Source organism: Pseudomonas sp. ICMP22404, assembly GCF_006227205.1.
GTDB lineage: Bacteria > Pseudomonadota > Gammaproteobacteria > Pseudomonadales > Pseudomonadaceae > Aquipseudomonas.
Map to the genome: position 1 here is coordinate 1 of NZ_VCNG01000006.1, position 15,857 is coordinate 15,857.

15 protein-coding genes are annotated in these 15,857 nt (G+C 61.7%); 3 read left to right on the forward strand and 12 right to left on the reverse strand.

Going from position 1 to position 15,857, the window contains the following annotated elements; genetic code table 11:
- Positions 1–94 (forward strand): CstA-like transporter-associated (seleno)protein (locus tag FGE05_RS12430; protein ID WP_139645275.1); only part of this gene is annotated, 94 nt, incomplete at its 5' end.
- 281 nt (positions 95–375) lie between these two features.
- Here FGE05_RS12430 and FGE05_RS12435 read toward each other — a convergent pair.
- A complete protein-coding gene (locus FGE05_RS12435; RefSeq protein ID WP_139645278.1) occupies positions 376–2,172 on the reverse strand; it encodes a methyl-accepting chemotaxis protein in 1,797 nt (598 codons plus the stop codon).
- Positions 2,173–2,484: 312 nt separating this feature from the next.
- Between FGE05_RS12435 and FGE05_RS12445 the strand changes: the two genes are divergently transcribed.
- Positions 2,485–4,611: a TonB-dependent siderophore receptor gene (locus tag FGE05_RS12445; protein ID WP_139645282.1), complete on the forward strand. Its 2,127-nt coding sequence runs from the start codon at positions 2,485–2,487 to the stop codon at positions 4,609–4,611.
- A 187-nt stretch (positions 4,612–4,798) separates the two neighbouring features.
- On the opposite strand, the gene FGE05_RS12450 is transcribed toward FGE05_RS12445, so the two are convergent.
- The 7 genes from FGE05_RS12450 to ribBA all read right to left on the reverse strand — a co-directional run bounded on the left by FGE05_RS12450 (position 4,799) and on the right by ribBA (position 11,813).
- Positions 4,799–5,842 carry an LLM class flavin-dependent oxidoreductase gene (locus tag FGE05_RS12450; RefSeq protein WP_139645284.1) on the reverse strand — a complete coding sequence of 348 codons (1,044 nt, stop codon included), beginning with the start codon at positions 5,840–5,842 and terminating at the stop codon, positions 4,799–4,801.
- A 30-nt stretch (positions 5,843–5,872) separates the two neighbouring features.
- Positions 5,873–6,358 carry a flavin reductase family protein gene (locus FGE05_RS12455; RefSeq protein ID WP_024780828.1) on the reverse strand — a complete coding sequence of 162 codons (486 nt, stop codon included), beginning with the start codon at positions 6,356–6,358 and terminating at the stop codon, positions 5,873–5,875.
- A 41-nt stretch (positions 6,359–6,399) separates the two neighbouring features.
- On the reverse strand, positions 6,400–7,551 hold the full coding sequence (locus FGE05_RS12460) for an ABC transporter ATP-binding protein (protein WP_139645286.1): 1,152 nt from the start codon (positions 7,549–7,551) through the stop codon (positions 6,400–6,402).
- 17 nt (positions 7,552–7,568) lie between these two features.
- Positions 7,569–8,378 carry an ABC transporter permease gene (locus FGE05_RS12465; RefSeq protein ID WP_139645288.1) on the reverse strand — a complete coding sequence of 270 codons (810 nt, stop codon included), beginning with the start codon at positions 8,376–8,378 and terminating at the stop codon, positions 7,569–7,571.
- Between the two features lie 6 nt (positions 8,379–8,384).
- Positions 8,385–9,311, reverse strand: a complete 927-nt coding sequence (locus FGE05_RS12470; RefSeq protein WP_139645702.1) for an ABC transporter permease — start codon at positions 9,309–9,311, stop codon at positions 8,385–8,387.
- Positions 9,308–10,333, reverse strand: coding sequence for an ABC transporter substrate-binding protein (locus FGE05_RS12475; protein ID WP_139645290.1), 1,026 nt, complete (start codon positions 10,331–10,333; stop codon positions 9,308–9,310). Before FGE05_RS12475 ends, FGE05_RS12470 begins: the two co-directional genes overlap by 4 nt.
- Before the next feature lie 370 nt (positions 10,334–10,703).
- Positions 10,704–11,813 (reverse strand): bifunctional 3,4-dihydroxy-2-butanone-4-phosphate synthase/GTP cyclohydrolase II, encoded by a 1,110-nt coding sequence (ribBA, locus tag FGE05_RS12480; RefSeq protein ID WP_139645292.1) that lies wholly within the window; start codon positions 11,811–11,813, stop codon positions 10,704–10,706.
- Between the two features lie 81 nt (positions 11,814–11,894).
- Here ribBA and FGE05_RS12485 point away from each other — a divergent pair, with 81 nt between their 5' ends.
- Complete coding sequence (locus FGE05_RS12485; protein ID WP_139645294.1) at positions 11,895–12,191, forward strand: DUF1330 domain-containing protein; 297 nt, start codon at positions 11,895–11,897, stop codon at positions 12,189–12,191.
- Positions 12,192–12,443: 252 nt separating this feature from the next.
- Here the strand turns inward: FGE05_RS12485 and FGE05_RS12490 are convergent, their stop codons facing one another.
- From FGE05_RS12490 to FGE05_RS12505, 4 genes are all read right to left on the reverse strand, one after another.
- Complete coding sequence (locus FGE05_RS12490) at positions 12,444–13,007, reverse strand: NUDIX hydrolase (RefSeq protein WP_041022983.1); 564 nt, start codon at positions 13,005–13,007, stop codon at positions 12,444–12,446.
- A 1-nt stretch (position 13,008) separates the two neighbouring features.
- On the reverse strand, positions 13,009–13,761 hold the full coding sequence (locus tag FGE05_RS12495; RefSeq protein ID WP_139645296.1) for a GntR family transcriptional regulator: 753 nt from the start codon (positions 13,759–13,761) through the stop codon (positions 13,009–13,011).
- 81 nt (positions 13,762–13,842) lie between these two features.
- Positions 13,843–14,232, reverse strand: coding sequence for a carboxymuconolactone decarboxylase family protein (locus FGE05_RS12500; protein ID WP_139645298.1), 390 nt, complete (start codon positions 14,230–14,232; stop codon positions 13,843–13,845).
- 21 nt (positions 14,233–14,253) lie between these two features.
- Positions 14,254–15,705: an NAD-dependent succinate-semialdehyde dehydrogenase gene (locus FGE05_RS12505; RefSeq protein WP_139645299.1), complete on the reverse strand. Its 1,452-nt coding sequence runs from the start codon at positions 15,703–15,705 to the stop codon at positions 14,254–14,256.
- Positions 15,706–15,857: the final 152 nt, after the last annotated feature.

The window sequence follows — 15,857 nt, forward strand, 5'->3', positions numbered from 1 at the left end:
GCACCCGGACAAACCGGTGATGGACTACGAGGCGTTCTTCCGCGAACGCCAGGAGGCCCGTTACGGTGGCAAGGGTGGGCCGAAGTGCTGTTGACCCGACGGCCCTGAGGTAACCCCCCTGTGGGAGCGAGCCTGTGTGAGCCTGTGGGAGCAAGGCTTGCCCGCGAAGGCGTCGGGTCAGTGATGAAGATGTCAACTGATCCACCGCTATCGCGGGCAAGCCATGCTCCCACAGTTGTTTTTGGGCGGGCTCAGGGTGTGTATTCGCCACCGATTCCCTGTGGGAGCGAGCCTGCTCGCGATGGCGTTGGGTCAGTGATGAAGGTGTCGACTGATCCACCGCTATCGCGACCAAGGTCTGTTGCTGGCTCACGCTCACTCCGCCAGCAACACCGCCGCGTCGAACCCCACCCGCAGATTGCCCCAATGGCGGCCGCCGAAGAAGAACGGTACGTCGATCTCGGTCATGATTTCCCCGGTGTCGCGCAGGTAGGTCTGGAGCAGGAAGCGCTGGACGTTGCCCGCTGCGCGCAGGCCGATCGGGTCGTTGAAGATCCGTTTATTGCGACACACCGGCAGGTCGACGGCGCGGTCGCCGGTGGGTGGCTTCGAGACCCAACTGTTGTTCACCGGACAGTAGCCCTTGGCGTCGACGATAAACGAGACCTTGCCGCCCGGTGTGCTGCGGGTGAGGGCATCGCAGGCTTCCTGGCAGACCTGGGCAAAGCGTTCGGTGTAGCCGGTCATGTACTGCTTGGGATCGGTGCCGGGGACCAGCTGATAATTCTGGTCGAACAGGTTGAGGCCCTCGCGTTGCAGCGCCTCCAGGCGCACCTGGAGCGTGTCGCGGCACTCGCTGGCGCGGGTGATGGCGGCATCCAGCTTGCCGTGGCCGAGCACGAACCGGCCCAGCAACGCTTGCACCCGTTCAGCAACACCGGAGAGGTCACGAGTGGCGGTCGCCGAATGTTGCATGCGCTGGTCGATCGACTGGCTGTCGGCGTGGATCTGGGTGACCCGTTCGTTGATGCCGGTGTTGGCATCGGCGAACTGCTGGATATGATCGGCGATGTCGGCCAGCTTGCCGTTGGTGGATTCGAAATCAACGATCATGCTCTCGAAATGGCCGGAGGCACGTTCAACGACTTTTTGGGTTTCCCGGGCGCTGTGGCTGATCTGGGTGGTCTGTTCGTGGGTGGAACCGACTTCTTCGAGCATGGCGTCGATGTTGCGTGAGATGTCGTCCGTGGCCCGGCTGACGTTCTGCGCCAGGGTTCGCACTTCATCAGCCACCACGGCGAAACCCCGGCCGCTCTCGCCGGCACGGGCAGCTTCGATGGCGGCGTTGAGGGCCAGCAGGTTGGTCTGGGCAGAGATCTGCTGGATCAGCCCGACGATGGACTTGATGCTCGAAGAACGTTGGTTCAAGGCCCCCACCAGGGTGGCGAATTCATTGAGGCTGCCGGCGATTTCGCCGATGTTGCCGGTCACTTCCAGCAGCTCGGCATAGGAATCGCGGGCCATGCTCAGGTTCTGCGCGGTGGTGCTGGAGATGCCCTGGGTCTGGCGCGAGACTTCTTCGATACGGTCCACGGCGGAGTTGCTCTGCTCCATCACTTCCTTGGCGAAGCGTGCCTGGTGGGTGGCGCTGTCGCTGGAGTCGCTGATGTTCTTGAGCGAGCGCGCCGACTCCACGGCGATGTGCACGGTGAGCGCCTGGACGTTGCTGATGATTTCACGCTGCTTGGCCAGGAAACGGTTGCAGGTGCTGGCCAGTACGCGGATTTCGTCATGGGTCACCAACGGCAGGTCCCTGGACAGGTCGCCTTCGCCGTTGGCGATCTCCTCCAGCGCCCGGGTCATGGCGGTGACGGGGCGTACGATGAGATGGCGAAAGTACCAGACCATGAAGCTGATCATGCCCAGCGTCAGGAGCGCACCGAACAGCAGGGCCTGGGTCAGGCTGTCGAGCCGGCCCTCGATCTGCCCCAGCAGGGCGGCGTCGAGCTGCGCGTTGCGCAACTGCGCGACGATGTCGGTACGGGCGCTAAGGGCCACCCAGTACAACAACCCGCTGACGATGACCAGCAGGAAAAGGCTTGAGAGTTTCTTGGTGAGCGTATCGAAAAATTGCATTTCGATGGACTCGTACAAAGCCTTCAACGTCTGCATGCCATAGCTCCTGGGCAAAAAAACCTCTCAATGGAATACATTCGACCGCGAGGGCCAAAGCTTTAGCGAGTTAGGGCGTTTTGATATCGCTTTGGCCACCTCGTGTGTTTGATGTGCGGAGGATTTGTGGGAGCGAGCCTGCTCGCGATGAAGGTCTCCCATCCAGGCAGGCGGTGACTGATACACCGCTATCGCGAGCAGGCTCGCTCCCACAGGGGGCGGGCGTGGTTATGAGGTCCATAGAAAGTATTTACTGGGAATCATTCTCAAAGTATATTCGCTCGCATTAACGTTCCCTGTGAGTGCCGCGTCTTGAATCGTTCCACCCCTCCCGCGAATCGCAACGTCTTCATCAAGTGTGTATTGCCGACTTTGTCCTGCTGTTTCATCGCAAGCCCGCTGTGGGCCCAGGACGTACTCGAACTGCCCACCACGGACATCCAGGGCAGCCGCATCACTCAAGATGAGGGCTACACGGCGTCGCAGGCCAGCACGGCGAGCAAAAGCGACGTACCGATCAAGGAAGAGGCACAATCGATCAATGTGGTGACCCAGCAAACGCTGGACGATTATCAGGTGCGCTCGCTGGACGACGCGATGAAGTTCGTCAGCGGCGTCAGCCAGGGCAATACCTTGGGCGGTTCGCGGGACTCGCTGATCAAGCGTGGTTTCGGCACCAACGACGATGGCTCGATCCTGCGCGACGGCGTGCGTTCGAACCTGGGGCACAACTTCAGCGCCACCACCGAGCGGGTCGAAGTGCTCAAGGGCCCGGCCTCGATGCTGTACGGCGCGCTGGAGCCTGGCGGTTTGATCAACGTCATCAGCAAAAAGCCCGAATACACCCAAAGCACCACGCTAAGCGGCTCGGCCTATAGCGAAGGCGGCGGCACCATGGCGGTGGACACCACCGGGCCGCTGGGCGATACCGGGCTGGCGTATCGGCTGATTGCCGAGCGTGGTCATGAAGATTACTGGCGCAACTACGGCGTGAATGAAAGTACGCTGGTTGCGCCGTCCCTGGCCTGGACCGGTGAGCGGGCTTCGTTAAACCTGAGCTATGAGTACAACGAATATTCCAACCCGTTCGACCGTGGGACGGTGTTCACCGATGGGCATCCGGCGGATATCGATTATGACAAGCGCCTCGACGAGCGCTGGGCCAAGAGCGTGGGGATTCGCGAGACGGCGACGGCACGTTTCGAGTATGAGCTGAGCGAGGCGTGGAAGACTCGCGTGACTTATGGCTGGAACAATGATCGGTACAGTCTTTCGATTGCGCAGCCCAATACGTTGACAGGCAATACGTTGCGTCGGGCAGCCAACGGTGCCCATTACGATGATGAAACCCGTTATGCGAGTTGGGATTTCATCGGCAAACAAGAGCTGCTTGGTCAGCGTCACGATCTGTTGATCGGTGCTGATAACCAGGTATCCGATCAGTATCGCGGGAAGACCTACCGCAACGCGGTACGCGGTGGTTTCGATATCACTTCACCGGTCTATGGCAACTTGCCCGAGCCTAGCCTGGTCAGTGCCGCCCAAAGCGATTTGCGCAACGAATTGACTTCCAGCTCCCTGTACTTGAAGGACAACTGGCACCTCGATGACCGTTGGATCCTGGTCTTTGGGGGGCGCTACCAACATTACGACCAGTACGGCGATCAAGGACTGGGCAACAGTTACAGAGTGAATCGCGATGACAACGGCGATGCCTTCGTGCCGTTCCTTGGTCTTGTCTACAAAGCCACCGACACGTTGTCGCTGTACGGTAACTACAGCCGCTCGTTCAAGCCGAATGACACCGTTGACGATGCCGGTAATACCTTCGATCCGGAGGAGGGGCGCAGCTACGAAGTGGGGGCCAAGTATGATCCGCTGCCGGGCTTGAACATCAACCTCGCGCTGTTCGATATCTTGAAGAAAAACGTCGTGACGTCCTCCACGGTCGGCGGCGTGACCCTGGCGGAAGCGGCTGGCAAAGTCGGCTCCCAAGGGCTGGAACTGGACATTACCGGGCGCCTGTCCGAACGCTGGGACCTGATCGGCACCTACGCCTACACCCACACGGAAATCCTCGACGACCCGGACGACGAAGGCCATCGCCTGGGGGACGCCCCGAAGCACACCGCCAGCCTGTACCTGACCCACCACTTGAACGTCCCGGCCGAATTCGGCGCCTGGCACGCCGGTGGCGGCGCTCGCTACGTCGGCGAGCGCGCGGCCAACAATGCCAACGATTTCTGGTTGAGCAGCTACACCGTCGCCGATGCCTTCCTGCGCTGGGAGTCGCCGGTATTCGGGTACAAGACGTCGCTGCAACTGAACGTGGACAACCTGTTCGACAAGCAGTACTACCCGTCCTCCACCGGCAGCCAATTGCAGGTTGCCGTCGGGGAACCGCGTACCGCGCGCCTGAGTGCCAGCGTGACCTTCTGATCCTTGAAACAGAAAATGCCCGGACCTTCAAGTCCGGGCATTTTCATGGAGCATCTTTTCCTTCAGGCCGCCTTCGCGAGCAGGCTCGCTCCCACAGGGAAGTTAGGGTGAATACAGAATAAGTGCACACCTGCGCCCCATGTGGGAGCGAGCCTGCTCGCGATAGCGGTCTGACTAGCCGGAACAATTACCGAAACGCCGGCACCACGTGCTTGATGAACAGCTCCAGGGATTTCTTCTTCTCCGCATGGGGCAGGCTGTTATCGCACCAGAAGCTGAACTCGTCGACGCCCAGTGCCTGGTAGTACTTGATGCGGGGAATGATTTCTTCCGGAGTACCGATCATGGCGGTCTTGTGCAGGCTCTCCAGTTCGAATTCCGGGCGGCCGGCGAATTTCTCTTCCGGGCTTGGCGCCAGGAAGCCATTGACCGGGGTTTCCTTGTTACCGAACCAGGCGTCGAAAGTGCGGTAGAACTTCGCGATGGCCTTGGCTCCGACTTTCCAGCCATCGGGATTATCCTCCGAGTGCACATGGGTGTGACGCAGCACCATCAATTGCGGGCGCGGCACATCGGGGTTGTTGTCCAGGGCTGCCTGGAATTTGTTCTTCAGGTCGAGGACTTCTTCGTCACCCTTCATCAACGGCGTCACCATGACGTTACAGCCGTTGGCGACGGCGAAGTTGTGTGAGTCCGGGTCGCGGGCAGCGATCCACATGGGCGGGTTCGGCTTCTGGATCGGCTTGGGCACGCTGGTGGAGGTCGGGAATTTCCAGATGTCGCCGTCATGGGCGTAGTCGCCTTGCCACAGTGCCCGTATCGCCGGAACCATTTCCCGCAGTGCCTGGCCGCCGGAGGCCGCTGGCATGCCGCCGGCCATGCGGTCGAATTCCACTTGGTAAGCGCCACGGGCCAGGCCGACTTCCATGCGGCCGTTGCTGATCACGTCCAGCAATGCACATTCACCGGCTGCCCGCAGCGGGTGCCAGAACGGCGCGATGATGGTGCCGGCGCCCAGGTGAATGGTGGTGGTCTTGGCCGCCAGGTAGGCCAGCAGCGGCATCGGGCTTGGCGAAATGGTGTATTCCATGGCGTGGTGTTCGCCGATCCAGACAGTGCTGAAGCCACCGGCCTCGGCCATCAGGGTCAGTTCGGTGAGGTCTTCGAACAACTGGCGATGGCTGACGCTTTCGTCCCAGCGCTCCATGTGTACGAACAGGGAAAATTTCATGGCGCTATCTCTTGATGATTGACGATCGGTTCAGGCGAGGACGGGCAGGGCGCCCATCTTTCCGTGGCAATAAACCAGCGGGCCTTGGGTGTGTTGCGGCACGATCAGGTTCTTCACGGCGCCGACCATGATGGCGTGGTCGCCGCCTTCGTATTCGCGCCACAGTTCGCATTCGATGATGGCGGTGGCGTTGCTCAGCAAGGGGTTGCCCAGCTCACTCAGGGTCCATTCGATGCCCTGAGCCTTGTCCTTGCCTTTGCGGGCGAAGGCATAGGCTTCGTTCTGTTGCCCGCCGGAGAGCAAATGGATGGCGAAGCGCTTGTTGCGGATCAGCACCGGGTAGGAATCGGAGCTGTAGTTGGGACAGAACAGCACCAGGGCCGGGTCCATCGACAACGAGCTGAAGGCGCTGGCGGTGAGGCCGACGATCTGCCCGTCGTCATCAAGGGTGGTGATGACCGTCACGCCGGACGGGAACGAACCCATGACTTGTTTGTAAACGTTGGCATCAATCATTTAACAGTCCTCGTACGCAGGCGGTAATGACTTCGTGTTCATCAATGAGCACCGGCGGCTTTGTTCAGGTCGCTCTCGGCCCATTGGGTGTAGACACACGCATCGGCAGCGGCCCAGCGCACCCGCACCGGGTCGCCAGCCTTGAGTGGCATGCCGGCGGCGGAAAGGGCCTTGACGGTCATGGCGGTGCCGCCGGACGTCACCACGCTGCAAGTCTGGCTTTCGCCGAGGAACAGCACCTCGACGACCTTGGCCGAGACTTCATTCCAGCCGGCTGCCAATGGCGCTTGGGCGGCCTGCTCGGTGCTCAGGGCCAAGGCCTTTTCCGGGCGTACCATCAGCAACACGTCCTGATCGGTTTGCAGGCCGGCGGTCAGGCGGATCGACAGCGACTGGCCTTCGAAGGTCGCCACCGCATTGCCCTGGGCCTTGAGCTTGAGGAAGTTGGAGTTGCCCAGGAATGACGCGACAAAGGCATTCGGCGGGTTCTGGTAGAGGTCGTAACCGGTACCCAGGCCGACGATCTTGCCGTGGCTGAAAATGGCGATGCGCTGGGACAGGCGCATGGCTTCTTCCTGGTCGTGGGTCACGTAGACGATGGTGATGCCCAGACGCCGGTGCAACTGGCGCAGTTCATCCTGCAGGTCTTCACGGAGCTTTTTGTCCAGGGCACCAAGGGGTTCGTCCATCAGCAGGATGCGTGGTTCATAGACCAGCGCCCGGGCGATGGCGACCCGTTGCTGCTGGCCGCCGGAGAGTTGCGAAGGGCGGCGATGGGCAAACTGCTCCAATTGCACCAGCTTGAGCATCGCGTCGACCCGCCGGTCGCGCTCGGCCGGCGCCAGTTTGCGGATCGCCAGCGGGAAGGCGATGTTGTCGCGCACTGACAAATGCGGGAACAGCGAGTAGCGCTGGAACACCATGCCAATGTCGCGCTTGTGCGGCGGGACGTTGACCAGGGATTTGCCGTCCACCAGGATCTCGCCGCTGCTGGGGGTTTCAAAGCCGGCCAGCATCGACAGGGTGGTGCTCTTGCCCGAGCCGCTGGAGCCGAGGAAGGTCAGGAACTCACCGTCCTGGATCTCCAGGGCGATATCGTCGACGGCGGCAAAGTCGCCGTAGTGCTTGTTCAGGTTGCGCAGGCTGACCAGGGTCTTGTTGTTCTGTTGTGCAGGGTCTTTGACGGCACTCATTGTGTTCTCCTAGGCGCTCAGGCGCTGATTTCATTGCGCCGGCGCAGGGCGGCGGCGATCACCATCACCAACACCGAGAGGCCGATCAGCAGCGTCGAAGCGACGGCGATCACAGGCGTCAGGTCCTGGCGCAGGGTGGTCCACATCTTTACAGGCAGGGTTTGCAGGGTCGGGCTGGCCATCATCACGCTCAGCACCACCTCGTCCCACGACACCAGGAACGCGAACAGGGCGCCGGCGATCATGCCCGGGCGGATGGCCGGGAAGGTGACCTTGAACACCGCTTGCAGTCGCGAGGCGCCGCAGATCACGGCGGCGTCTTCGATGGACTGGTCGAACAGCTTCAACGAGTTGATGATCGAGATGATGGTGAACGGCAACGCGACAATCACATGGCTGACCACGAACGCGAACATCGTGCCGGTGTAGCCCAGCTTGAGGAACAGCGCGTACACCGCCACGGCGATGATCACCAGCGGCACGATCATCGGCAGGGTGAACAGGCCGTAGAGCATTTCCCGTCCCGGAAACCGACCACGCACCAGAGCAAACGCGGTGGGCAGGCCCAGTGCGACGGCGCAGAGGGTGGTCAGTACCGCGACCTTGAGGCTGGCCAGCGCGGCGCTCATCCAGTCGGGGTTGGAGAAGAACTGGCCGTACCATTTGAATGTCCAGCCCGGTGGCGGGAAGACCAGCCACTGGGATGAGCCAAACGACAGCAGCACGATGAATACGATCGGCAACAGCAGGAACAACCCGATCAACCCGGTCGTGAAGTACAGACCGAAGCGCATGCGCCGGCTCATGGCATTGGGAGTCAGGAGCATGACGATTTACCTCGCGTTACTGGCGCCAACCGGGGATTCCGGCTGGAGCTTCAGGTAGAAGTAGAACAGCACCAGCGTGATGACGATCAGCAACGCGGCACCGGCGCTCGCCAGGCCCCAGTTGAGGAACGATTGCACCTGCTGGATGATGAATTCCGGCAGCATCATGTTCTGCGCACCGCCGAGCAGCGCCGGGGTGACGTAGTAACCCAGGGACATCACGAATACCATCAGGCCGCCGGAAAACAGCCCCGGCCGGCACAGTGGCAGGAACACCCGGAAGAAGTTGGTCCAGGGACTGGCACCGCAGATGGAGCCGGCCTGCAGGATCATCGGGTCGATGGCCTGCATGGTGGCCTGCAACGGCAGGACGATGAACGGGATCATGATGTAGCTCATGCCGATCACCACGCCGGTGAGGTTGTGCACCATCTCCAGCGGCTGGTCGATGATCCCCAGGGCCATCAGCGCCTTGTTGATCACCCCGGAGGCTTGCAACAGCACGAGCCAGGAATAGGTGCGGGCCAGCAGGCTGGTCCACATCGACAGCAGCACGATGTTCAGGATCCAGCGACCCCAGCCACGGGGCACCAGAGTGATGGCCCAGGCCAGGGGAAAGCCCAGCAGCAGGCTGAACAACGTCACCAGGCCGGCCACCGAAAAGGTGTTGAGCAGCACTCGGGTATAGGCCGAGTTGGCGAACAGTTGCTCGTAATTGCCCAGCCCGGGCACCGGCTCCAGCACGCCACGCAACAGCAGGCCGATCAGCGGCGCCAGGAAGAACAGGCCAAGGAACAGCAGGGCGGGAACCAGGTTACCGGCCCCGCGCCAGCGTTGGGCCAGCGACGGACCCGTCGCTGCCTTGGCGGATGCCACGCCGGCAGCGCCAGGGGCGCTCCCGGTGTGCTGGGTTGTCGTTGCCGACATTTTCATTTGACCAGCCATTCGTTCCACCGTGTCGCGATGTCCTGACCGTTCTTGGCCCAGTACGCGAAATCGAGCGTGATCTGATCCTTGGCGTAGGCGGTCGGCAGGTTGGGAGCGAGCACCGAATCCAGGCGCGCGACGCTATCGACGTTGACCGGCGCATAAGCGGTCAGGTTGGAGAAGTCGGCCTGGCCCTTGGCACTGCTGGAGTTGGCCAGGAACTTCATGGCGGCGGCCTTGTTCTTCGAGCCCTTCGGCACGACCAGGATGTCGGCCATGACCAGGTTCTGCTTCCAGCTCACGCCCACCGGCGCGCCGTCCTGTTGCAGTGCATAAATCCGGCCGTTCCAGAACTGGCCGAGGCTGGCTTCACCGGATGCAAGCAGTTGCTGGGACTGGGCGCCGCCGCCCCACCAGACGATGTCTTTCTTGATGGTGTCGAGTTTCTTGAAGGCGCGATCCAGGTCCAGGGGATAGAGCTTGTCTTGGGGAACGCCGTCAGCCAGCAGGGCCAGTTCCAATACGCCAGGGCTCGGCCATTTGTACAGGGCGCGTTTGCCAGGGTAGGTCTTGGTGTCGAACAGCGCGGACCAGTCCTGCGGTCTGCCGGCACCGAGCTTGCCCTCGTTGTAGCCGAGGACGAAGGAGAAGTAGAAAGAACCTACGCCGTGGTCGGAAACGAAGCGTGGATCGATCTTGTCGCGTTGGATGACCGAGAAGTCCAGGGGTTCGAGCAGGCCTTCGGCGGCGGCGCGCAAGGCAAAGTCAGCCTCGACGTCAACCACGTCCCACTGCACGTTGCCGCTCTCGACCATGGCCTTGAGTTTGCCGTAGTCGGTCGGGCCATCCTGGACCACGGTGATGCCGGTGCTCTTGCTGAACGGGTCGGCCCAGGCCTGTTTCTGTGCATCCTGGGTAGTGCCACCCCAGCTGACGAAGTTGACGCTTTCGGCGGCCATCGTCGACTGGCTGGTGATACCTAGCAAGCCAGCAAAAAGAATGGCAACTGCGCTTTTCTTCAACACCATTTTCACGCCCTCATTGTTGTGTTTATTGAGCGGGCTTGTGTGTGCCCGCTTATCGGGAGCTGTAGGTCCATCTGGCTTTGCAGGACCGGGCCAAGGGCCGGATGGCTGTGCTTTCCCTTCCGCGCGCACTTGGCTGAAACGTTCGGTCTATGGAATATCATATTATGGTATTCCAAACTTTCTGCAAGCATTTTGCCGTACCGGCTATCTGTCCAAGGCAGATTTTTCTTTTGATTTTTTCCGAGGCAGCCACCGACCCTGTGGGAGCGAGCCTGCTCGCGATAGCTGCCTGACATTCGGCTTTGCAGTGACTGAACAACCGCTATCGCGAGCAGGCTCGCTCCCACAGGGTTTCGGTGTGATCTCGGAGTTATCCGGTAAACGGAATGCTCTCCACCACCTCCAGGTCGTACCCCGTCAAACCGGCATACTTGAGCGGCGGTCCCAGGTGGCGCAGTTTGCCGACGCCCAGGTCCTGGAGGATCTGCGCCCCGGTCCCGACCTCCGAATAGATGCGCGATTGGGAGCGGCTGAACTGGCGTGGTGGCTGGGTGAGTTGCGGCACGCGCTCGAGCAGTGCCTGGGAGGATTCGTGGTTGGCCAGCACGACCACTACGCCGCAACCTTCTTCGGCGACCCGTTGCAGGGCCGCCCAGAGTGTCCAGTTGGACGGGCCGTTGTATTCGGCGCCCACCAGGTCCCGTAGCGGGTCGATGACATGGACCCGCACCAGGGTCGGCGCTTCCCGGCGAATGTTGCCCATGACCATCGCCATGTGTACGCCGCCCTCGATGCGGTCCTCAAAGGTGAACAGCCGGAAGGTGCCGTGCACGGTGGGCAGTTCCCGTTCACCGATGCGTACCACGGTGTGTTCGGTGCTCAGGCGATAATGGATCAGGTCGGCGATGGTGCCGATCTTGATCCCGTGTTTGCGGGCGAACACTTCCAGGTCCGGGCGGCGGGCCATGGTTCCGTCATCGTTCATCACTTCGACGATCACCGACGCCGGTGTGAATCCGGCCAGGCGCGCCAGGTCGCAACCGGCTTCGGTATGCCCGGCACGGGTCAGGACACCACCTTCCCGGGCGCGCAACGGAAAGATATGCCCCGGCTGCACGATATCGCTGGGACCGGCATCGGCGGCGACGGCCGCGGCCACGGTGCGCGCCCGGTCGGCGGCAGAAATGCCGGTGGTCACGCCGGTGGCGGCCTCGATGGACACGGTGAACGCTGTGCTGAACACGCTGCCATTGCTCGGCACCATCTGTTCCAGTCCCAGGCGCTGGCAGTGTTCGTCGGTCAAGGTCAGGCAGATCAACCCGCGAGCTTCCCGGGCCATGAAACTGATGGCTTGGGCGCTGCAGCAATCGGCGGCCAGCAGCAGGTCGCCTTCGTTTTCCCGGTCTTCGTCGTCCACCAGCAACACCATCTTGCCCTGGCGGTAGTCTTCGATGATTTCTTGAATACTGTTAAAGGCCATGTAGGGCTCTCTTGTTCGATGGGATGCATGATGGAAACCGCTTGTGGTATACCATAATACAAATTAACGCGAGAGGTCACTATGAAGGCGTACTGGATTGCTCATGTGGATGTCACCGACGCTGATCAATATAGCCAATACACCCAACGGGCTCCGGCGGCATTTGCCTTGTACGGCGGTCGGATGCTGGCCCGGGGCGGGCGTAGCGAGGCGATGGAAGGCAGGGCCACGCCGCAGCGTAGCGTGGTGATCGAATTCGATTCCTACGAGCAGGCGCTGGCCTGTTATCACTCGCCGCAATACCAGGAGGCCAAGCACCACCGCAAGGATGTGGCCCGGGCCGAAGTGATCATCGTCGAGGGTGTACCGACCCCGTAAGCGCGGGTGTTGGGTCACTCACTTGTGGGAGCGAGCCTGCTCGCGACAGCGGTGCTCCAGTCGCTGCAATGTCGAATGATAGGCCGCCATCGCGAGCAGGCTCGCTCCCACAATGGATTTTTGGTGTGCGCAGGGTCTGTGTACGGCATCGAACCCTGTGGGAGCGAGCCTGCTCGCGATAGCGGTGGCACATTCAACGCGGATGCAGGCAGGCCTGGCGTCTTCGCGGGCAAGCCCGCTCTCACAAAGGGGTCAGCGGATGAAGTGGATTTTGCCGCTGTCGTCGTTGCCGATGTAGATGCCATAGACCCCGGCCTGGCGCTCCTCGATGTAACGTTCGAGGATCTGGCGGATGGCCGGGTAGTAGATGCTGTCCCAGGGAATGTCCTCCGGGGCGAAGAACTGGCAGGCGAGGGTTTCCGGGCCGAACTGGCCGGTGATCTCCAGCGCGATGGCACGGAAGATGATGTACACCTCGCTGATCTTCGGCACGCTGAAGATCGAGTAGGGCGAGACGATCTCCGCGCGTACGCCGGTTTCTTCCCAGACTTCCCGCAGCGCCGCCTGCTCGGTGGTTTCGTTGCCTTCCATGAATCCGGCCGGCAGGGTCCAGGTGCCTGGACGTGGGGGGATGGCGCGCTGGCACAACAGGTATTTGCCGTCCTGCTCGATGATGCAGCCGGCAATGATCTTCGGGTTGACGTAGTGGATGTAGCCGCAACCGCCACACATCAGCCGCTCATGGGTATCGCCCGCCGGCAGGCGTTGACTCAGGTCGCTGCCGCCACACTTTGGACAAAAGCTCGGGCTGAACATGTCAGTGTCCTATACGGGGTTCTTTCAGGGCGATGGGGGCCGTGATTTCTGGAATGGCGCCGGTCTCTTCCTGCTTGCGCTTGAGGTACTCCAGCGCAACCTTGGCCGCGGCTCGTACGTGGTCCACCGAAGCCTGGTGGGCGGCCAGCGGATCGCCACTCTTGATGGCCTCGACGATGCGTTCCATTTCCTGGTTGCTGGCGCCGCGGCGGTTTTCCTGGGACACCGAAGTGGCCCGCAGGTAGCTGATGCGCGCCTGCAACTGGCGCAGTTGGGTCGCGGCCACATGGTTGCCGGAGCCTTCGAGCAGCACGTCGTAGAAACCCTGCACCGAATCCAGCACCTGTTGCAGCTCACCGTCCTTGAGGGCCTCGCGGTTTTCCTTCAGGGCCTTTTCGAGGGCCTTGATGTCCTTGGCGCTGGCGCGCAGGGTGAACAGCTGGACGATCAGCCCTTCGAGCACGCAACGCAGCTCATAGATGTCACCGGCATCGCTCAGGGTGATGATCGCTACCCGTGGGCCCTTGGCATCGGCGAACTCCACCAGGCCTTCGGACTCCAGGTGACGCAAGGCTTCGCGCACTGACGTGCGGCTCACGCCCAGGCGATCGCACAGGTCGCGCTCGACCAGACGATCTCCCGGCAGGAGCTGGAAGTTCATGATGGCGCTACGCAGCTTATCCAGCACGATCTCGCGCAGGGTGACGGGGTTTCGATTGACCTTGAAGCTGTCGTCGAGTGGCAGGCGTTTCATGGGCGTTGCTCTTTAGGTGGCTGTCCATGCAAAAAGAGCACGTCGATCACCATGACGTGCTCTTTGCGAAAACAGCCAAGGTTAACTGGAGGCCTCGGCATCGGCTTCAGCGAAGGCTTCGCGGGCGAGCCGGAAACTGTCGACGGCCGCGGGTACGCCGCAATAAATACCGACCTGAAGCAGGATTTCGCGTATTTGTTCACGACTCAGGCCGTTGCGCAAGGCACCGCGTACATGCAGCTTGAGTTCGTGAGGTCGATTGAGGGCTGAAATCATGGCCAAGTTTATCATGCTGCGTTCCTTGAGCGACAAACCCTCACGGCCCCAGACGTGACCCCAACAGTATTCGGTGACCATCTCCTGCAATGGCCGGGTGAAGTCGTCGGCGTTTTCGATGGAGCGTTTCACATAGGCTTCGCCCAGCACCTGGGTGCGGATCTGTAGGCCTTTTTCATATTTCTCGTTGCTCATTTCGATTGTCTCCCGTGGGGCTCAGAGCCCGCCCATCAGGGTGTATTTGAGTTCAAGGTAGTCCTCGATGCCATACTTGGAGCCTTCGCGCCCCAGGCCCGACGTCTTGACGCCGCCGAACGGCGCCACCTCGGTTGAAATCAGCCCTTCGTTGATGCCGACCATGCCGTATTCCAACGCCTCGCTCATGCGCCAGGCCCGGCCCAGATCGCGGGTGTAGCAATAGGCGGCGAGCCCGGAATCGGTGTCGTTGGCCATCTGCACGGCCTGGGCCTCGTCGTCGAAGCGAAAGACCGCCGCCAGTGGGCCGAACGTTTCTTCCCGGGCGACTTTCATCTGCGTCGTGACGCCGACCAGTACTGTCGGCTGGAAGAACCCGTGCCCCAAGGCATGGCGCTCGCCGCCACAGATCAACCGGGCACCGTGGGCGAGGGCGTCCTGCACGTGGTCCTCGACCTTGGCGACGGCCCGCTCATTGATCAGCGGGCCCTGGCTGACGCCGGCCTCGAAACCGCTGCCGACCTTCAATTGCACCACGCGCTCGGACAGACGTGTGACAAACGCATCATGAATGCCGTCCTGCACCAGGAAGCGATTGACACAGACGCAGGTCTGTCCGGCATTGCGGAACTTGGCGATCAGCGCACCCTCCACCGCGCGCTCCAGGTCGGCATCGTCGAAGACGATGAAGGGGGCGTTGCCGCCCAGTTCCAGCGAGACCTTCTTCAAGGTTGGCGCGCACTGGGCCATCAGCAATTTGCCAATGGCCGTGGAGCCGGTGAACGACAGCTTGCGTACCAACGGGCTGCCTGTCAGTTCACCGCCGATGGCCACAGCGTCGCCGGTCACCACGTTGAAGATCCCCGCTGGAATCCCGGCCTGTTCCGCCAGGGCCGCCATGGCCAAGGCCGAGAAGGGCGTTTCCGGTGCGGGCTTGACGATGCAGGGACAGCCTGCGGCCAGGGCGGGGCCGGCCTTGCGAGTGATCATCGCCGCCGGGAAGTTCCACGGGGTGATGGCCGCGACGACACCGATGGGCTCCTTGCTCACCACGATCCGGGCATCGCCTTTGTGGCTGGGGATGGTGTCGCCGTAGATACGTTTCGCTTCTTCGGCGAACCATTCGATGAAGCTGGCGGCGTAGAGGATTTCGCCCTTGGCTTCGGTCAATGGCTTGCCTTGTTCGAGGGTGAGGATTTCTGCCAGTGCATCGGCGTTTTCAAGCATCAGCCCGTGCCAACGCTTGAGGATCTGGCTGCGCTCCTTGGCGATCAGCCCGCGCCAGGCCGGCCAGGCCTTGTTGGCGGCGGCGATGGCCTGGCGGGCCTGTTCGGCGCCCAGGTTTGGCACCCGGCCGATCAACTCGCCAGTGGCCGGATTGAAGATCTCCTGGCAGGCGCCATCGGGTGCTTCCAGCCATTGGCCGTCGATGTAGGCCTGCTGGCGGAACAGTTGCGAGGCTGCTGGACTCATGCCGGCTCCTGAAATAAAGATGGAAAATGACGCCTGGCGCTACCTTGTGGCGAGGGGATTCATCCCCGCTGGGCTGCGCAGCAGCCCTAAAACAGACAGCTCCGTGCGTCATGTCAATGAAGTTGCCTGTATTGGGGCCGCTGCGCGCCCCA